Origin of the sequence: Streptomyces vulcanius, assembly GCF_042653945.1 — a bacterium.
Classification (GTDB): domain Bacteria; phylum Actinomycetota; class Actinomycetes; order Streptomycetales; family Streptomycetaceae; genus Streptomyces; species Streptomyces mangrovi.
Map to the genome: position 1 here is coordinate 1 of NZ_JBHSFK010000096.1, position 5607 is coordinate 5607.

Annotated in this window: 1 protein-coding gene; it reads left to right on the top strand. The window is 69.2% G+C overall.

Going from position 1 to position 5607, the window contains the following annotated elements:
- A partial coding sequence (locus ACFPIH_RS55965; protein ID WP_381187985.1) for an amino acid adenylation domain-containing protein occupies positions 1–5607 on the top strand: 5607 nt, incomplete at both ends.

The window sequence follows — 5607 nt, forward strand, 5'->3', positions numbered from 1 at the left end:
AGGACCTCGCACCGGCCCGCTCGATGGCCCGCCATCCGCTCTTCCAGGTCATGCTCGCCTTGCAGAACAACGCCCAAGCCGTCCTCGACCTGCCCGGTATCGACGCCGCACCGCTACCCGCCGGCGAGCCGGTGGCCAAGTTCGACCTGTCCTTCACCTTGGGCGAGACCTTCCACACCGACACCGACACCGACACCGACACCGATACCGGTACCGGTACTGGTAATCGTCCGGCCGGTCTGCACGGTGTTATCGACTACGCTCTCGACCTGTTCGACCGCGAAACGGTGGAGACCCTGGCCGAACGGTTCGTCCGCGTCCTGGACACCGTCACCGCCAACCCCCACCAGCACATCAACGCCATCGAGGTACTGGACCCGGCGGAGCGGAAGAAGATCCTGGTCGAGTGGAACGACACCGCCCGCGACGTGCCCGCCGTGACGCTGCCGGAACTGTTCCAGACCCAGGCCGCCCGCACCCCCGACGCGACCGCGGTGGCCTTCGCCGGCGCTGAGGTGACCTACGCCGAGCTCAACGAGCGTGCCAACCGCCTCGCCCGGCTGCTGATCGACCGTGGGGTGGGACCCGAGTCGCTGGTCGCAGTCATGGTGGAGCGCTCCATCGACCTGATCGTCGCTCTCCTCGCGGTGACGAAGGCCGGCGGCGCCTACCTGCCCATCGACCCGGACTACCCCGCCGAGCGGATCACCTATCTCCTCAGCGACGCCCAGCCCCTCCTGGTGCTCACCAGCGCGGATCTGGCCTCCCGCCTCACCGACGGCCACCCGCCCTACGTGGCCGTCGACGACCCCTGGACCGCCGCCGCACTCGAGGATTTCGACGACTCCGACCCCACCGACGTCGAGCGTCGTACCACCCTGGTGCCCGCCCACCCCGCGTATGTCATCTACACCTCCGGGTCCACCGGGTGGCCGAAGGGTGTGGCCGTCACCCACCAAGGGTTGCCGAGCCTGGTCGCCGCGCAGGCGGAGGAATTCGCGATCACAGCAGGTAGCCGGGTGCTGCAGTTCGCCTCGGCGAGCTTCGACGCGGCCACCTGGGAGATGGTGATGGCCTTGTGTAGCGGGGCCTGCCTCGTCTCGGGCGCGCCGCACGACCTGCTGCCGGGCCAGGCGCTCGTCCGCCTGGTCGCGGAGCGGTCGGTCACACACGCACTCCTGCCTCCCGCCGTACTGGCTCTCCTGGGACCGGACAGTCTGCCGTCGATCACGACCCTCATCACCGGCGGCGAAGCCCTCAGCCAGAACCTGGTTGCCCATTGGGCCGACGGCCGTCGTCTCATCAACGCCTACGGACCGACGGAATCCACTGTCTGCGCCACCATCACCAACCCCCTGTCCGCCGACGAACACAGCACCCCGCACATCGGCACGCCCGTCCCCAACACCCGGGTCTATGTGCTGGACTCGGCTCTGCGGCCGGTGCCGCCGGGGGTGGCGGGTGAGTTGTACCTCGCCGGCGCGGGCCTGGCCCGCGGCTATCTCGACCGGCCGGGGCTGACCGCGCAGCGGTTCGTCGCGAACCCGTTCGGTGGTCAGGGTGAGCGGATGTACCGCACCGGCGACCTGGCCCGGTGGAACGCCGACGGGCAACTCGAATACCTCGGCCGTACAGATGACCAGGTGAAGGTCCGGGGTTTCCGTATCGAGCTGGGTGAGGTCGAGGCCGCGCTGACTGCGCACTCGTCCGTGGCCCAGTCGGCGGTGGTGGTGCGTGAGGACCGCCCCGGGGACAAGCGCCTGGTCGGCTACCTCGTTCCCGCCACCGGTCACACAGGCGGTGTCGATACCGCTGCCCTGCGCGCCCATCTCGGCGCGATGCTGCCGGAGTACATGGTGCCGTCCGCGATGGTGGTGCTGGATGTGCTGCCGTTGACGGTGAACGGCAAGCTGGACCGTGAGGCTCTGCCTGCTCCGGACTACCAGGCGGTTGGCGGTGGCCGGGGGCCGGCCACGGTGCAGGAGGAGCTCCTGTGCTCGGTGTTCGCCGAGGTCCTGGGCCTGCCCATGGTCGGCGTGGACGACAACTTCTTCGAACTGGGCGGCCACTCACTGCTCGCGGTGCGGGTGGTCGAGCTGCTGCGCGCCCGGGGGATATCGGTTGACGTGCGGTCGTTGTTCGCGGCGCCCACGGCTGCCGGACTGGCTGCGTCGGATGGTCGGGCCGAGGTGGCGGTGCCGGAGAACCGGATTCCGGACAACGCCCTGACCATTTCTCCCGACATGCTCGCCCTGGTGGATCTGACCCGCGGGGAGATCGACCGGATCGTGGCCCGGGTTCCCGGCGGAGCGGGCAACCTGGCGGATGTGTACCCGCTGGCTCCGCTGCAGGAAGGGATCCTCTTCCACCACCTGATGGGTGACTCCGGTGACGGGACCGATGTGTATGTGCTGCCCGTGCTGTTGGGCTTCGACTCCCGGCAGCGGCTCGACGGGTTTGTGGACGCACTGCAGAAGGTCGTCGACCGGCATGACATCCTGCGGACCGCCGTCTTGTGGGAAGGACTGCGCGAACCGGTCCAGGTGGTAGTGCGCCGTGCTGCGATCCCGGTGGAAAGCGTTGACTTGCCCGAGGGGCCTGACGACGAGGTGACCGGCCGGATGCTGGCCGCGTGTCCTGGATCGATGGACATCGGCCAGGCACCGCTGATCCGCGTGTACACGGCGACCGACCCGGTGAACGGTCAGTGGCTCGCACTCGTTCAGGCCCATCACCTGATCTCGGACCACACCACCCTGGACGTGCTGCTGCAGGAGGTGCGCTCGTTCATCACGGGCCGCGAGGACACCCTGCCCGCGCCTCTGCCGTTCCGGAACTTCGTTGCCCAGGCCCGCCTGCGGGTAGCGCAGGAGGAACACCAGAGGTACTTCTCCACCCTGCTGGGGGACGTGACCGAGCCGACCGCGCCGTTCGGCCTGCTCGACGTCCGCGGCGACGGCACCGGCGTGGCGGAGTCCCGTCGCGTGATGGATGCGGAACTCGCGCGGCGACTGCGGGACCAGTCACGCCGGCTGGGCGTGAGCCCGGCCACGGTCTTGCACGTGGTGTGGGCGCGGGTTCTGGCGGCCACCACGGGCCGGGACGACGTCGTCTTCGGTACCGTCCTGTTCGGCCGTATGGCCGCGGGAAGCGGCGCCGACCGCGTTCTGGGCCTGTTCATCAACTCCCTGCCGGTACGGGTGCAGACTCACGGCGCGCAGGTGATGGACACGGTCCGGTCGGTGCAAAACCAGCTGGCGGACTTGCTCGTCCACGAACACGCCCCTTTGAAACTGGCCCGGCAGGCCAGCGGTATCCAGGCGGACACCCCGCTGTTCACCTCCCTGTTCAATTACCGGCACTCCAGGAGCGCTGAGCCAGGAACGGACAACAGCCTTGACGGCATCGCGATGCTGTACGCCCAGGAGCGGACGAACTACCCGATCGGGCTGAACGTCGACGACACCGGTGACGGATTCACCCTCACCGTGCAGGTCGCCGAACCCGTCTCGGGTGAATCACTGTGCGCCATGGTCCATACCGCCGCCGAAGGCGTCGTCGCCGCCCTGGAAACAGCGCCGCACCAGCAGATCAGCACGGTGGAGGTCCTCGATCCCGCGGAGCGGAACCGGGTCCTGGTCGAGTGGAACGACACCGCCCGGGAGGTGCCCGCTGCGACGTTGCCGGAACTGTTCCAGGCCCAGGCGGCCCGCACCCCCGACGCGACCGCCCTCGTCTTCGAGGACGTGGAACTGAGTTATGCGGAACTCAACGCCCGCGCCAACCGCCTCGCCCGGCTGCTGATCGACCGCGGGGTGGGACCCGAGTCGCTGGTCGCGGTCATGATGCACCGCTCGGCCGACCTCGTCGTCGCTCTCCTCGCGGTGACGAAGGCCGGCGGCGCCTACCTGCCCATTGACCCCGACTACCCCGCCGAGCGGATCACCTACCTCCTCAGCGACGCCCAGCCCCTCCTGATGCTCACCAGCACGGATCTGGCCTCCCGCCTCACCGGCGGAGAGGTGTCGCACCTGGCCGTCGACGACCCCCGGACCATCACCGCACTCGGGGACATCGAGGACACCGACCCCACCGACACCGAGCGCCGCACCACCCTGCTGCCCGCCCACCCCGCGTATGTCATCTACACCTCCGGGTCCACCGGACGGCCGAAGGGTGTGGCCGTCACCCACCAAGGACTGCCGAGCCTGGTCGCCGCGCAGGCGGAGGAATTCGCGATCACAGCAGGTAGCCGGGTGCTGCAGTTCGCCTCGGCGAGCTTCGACGCGGCCACCTGGGAGATGGTGATGGCCTTGTGCAACGGGGCCTGCCTCGTCTCGGCCGCGCCGCACGACCTGCTGCCGGGCCAGGCGCTCGTCCGCCTGGTCGCGGAGCGGTCGGTCACACACGCCACCCTGCCCCCCGCCGCACTGGCCCTCCTGGGACCGGACAGTCTGCCGTCGATCACGACCCTCATCACCGCCGGCGAGGCCCTCAGCCAGAACCTGGTTGCCCATTGGGCCGACGGCCGTCGGCTCATCAACGCCTACGGACCGACGGAATCCACTGTCTGCGCCACCATCACCAACCCCCTGTCCGCCGACGAACACAGCACCCCGCACATCGGCACGCCCATCGCCAACACCCGGGTCTATGTGCTGGACTCGGCTCTGCGGCCGGTGCCGCCGGGGGTGGCGGGTGAGTTGTACCTCGCCGGCGCGGGCCTGGCCCGCGGCTATCTCGACCGGCCGGGGCTGACCGCGCAGCGGTTCGTCGCCAACCCCTTCACTCCGGGTGAGCGGATGTACCGCACCGGCGACCTGGCGAAATGGCGACCGGACGGTGTCCTGGACTTCCTGGGCCGTACGGATGACCAGGTGAAGGTTCGTGGTTTCCGTATCGAGCTGGGTGAGGTCGAGGCCGCGCTGAGCGCACATCCGTCCGTGGCCCAGTCGGTGGTGGTGGTGCGTGAGGACCGCCCTGGGGACAAGCGCCTGGTCGGCTACCTCGTCCCGGTGAGCGGTCCGGAGGGTGCGGACGTCGCCGGAGTGCGCGCCCATCTCGGCGCGATGCTGCCGGAGTACATGGTGCCGTCCGTGCTGGTGGTGCTGGATGTGCTGCCGTTGACGGTGAACGGCAAGCTGGACCGTAGGGCTCTGCCTGCTCCGGATTACCAGGTGGCCGGCGGTGGCCGGGGGCCGGTCACGGTGCAGGAGGAGCTCCTGTGCTCGGTGTTCGCCGAGGTCCTGGGCCTGCCCACGGTCGGCGTGGACGACAACTTCTTCGAACTGGGCGGCCACTCACTGCTCGCGGTGCAGCTGACCAACAGGATCCGGACGGCTCTGGGAGTCGAAGTCGCGATGCGGGCGCTGTTCGAGGCGCCGACCGTGGCCGGACTCGCGCAGCGGCTGACGGATTCGGGTGCGGCACGTCCCGCGCTGGTGGCGATGACACGGCCCAAGGCGGTACCGGTCTCGTTTGCGCAGCAGCGGTTGTGGTTCCTGGGGGAGTTGGAGGGTCCGTCGGCGACCTACAACATTCCTGTGGCTGTGCGGTTGACGGGTGATGTGGACGTTGAGGCGTTGCGGATGGCGTTGGGTGATGTGG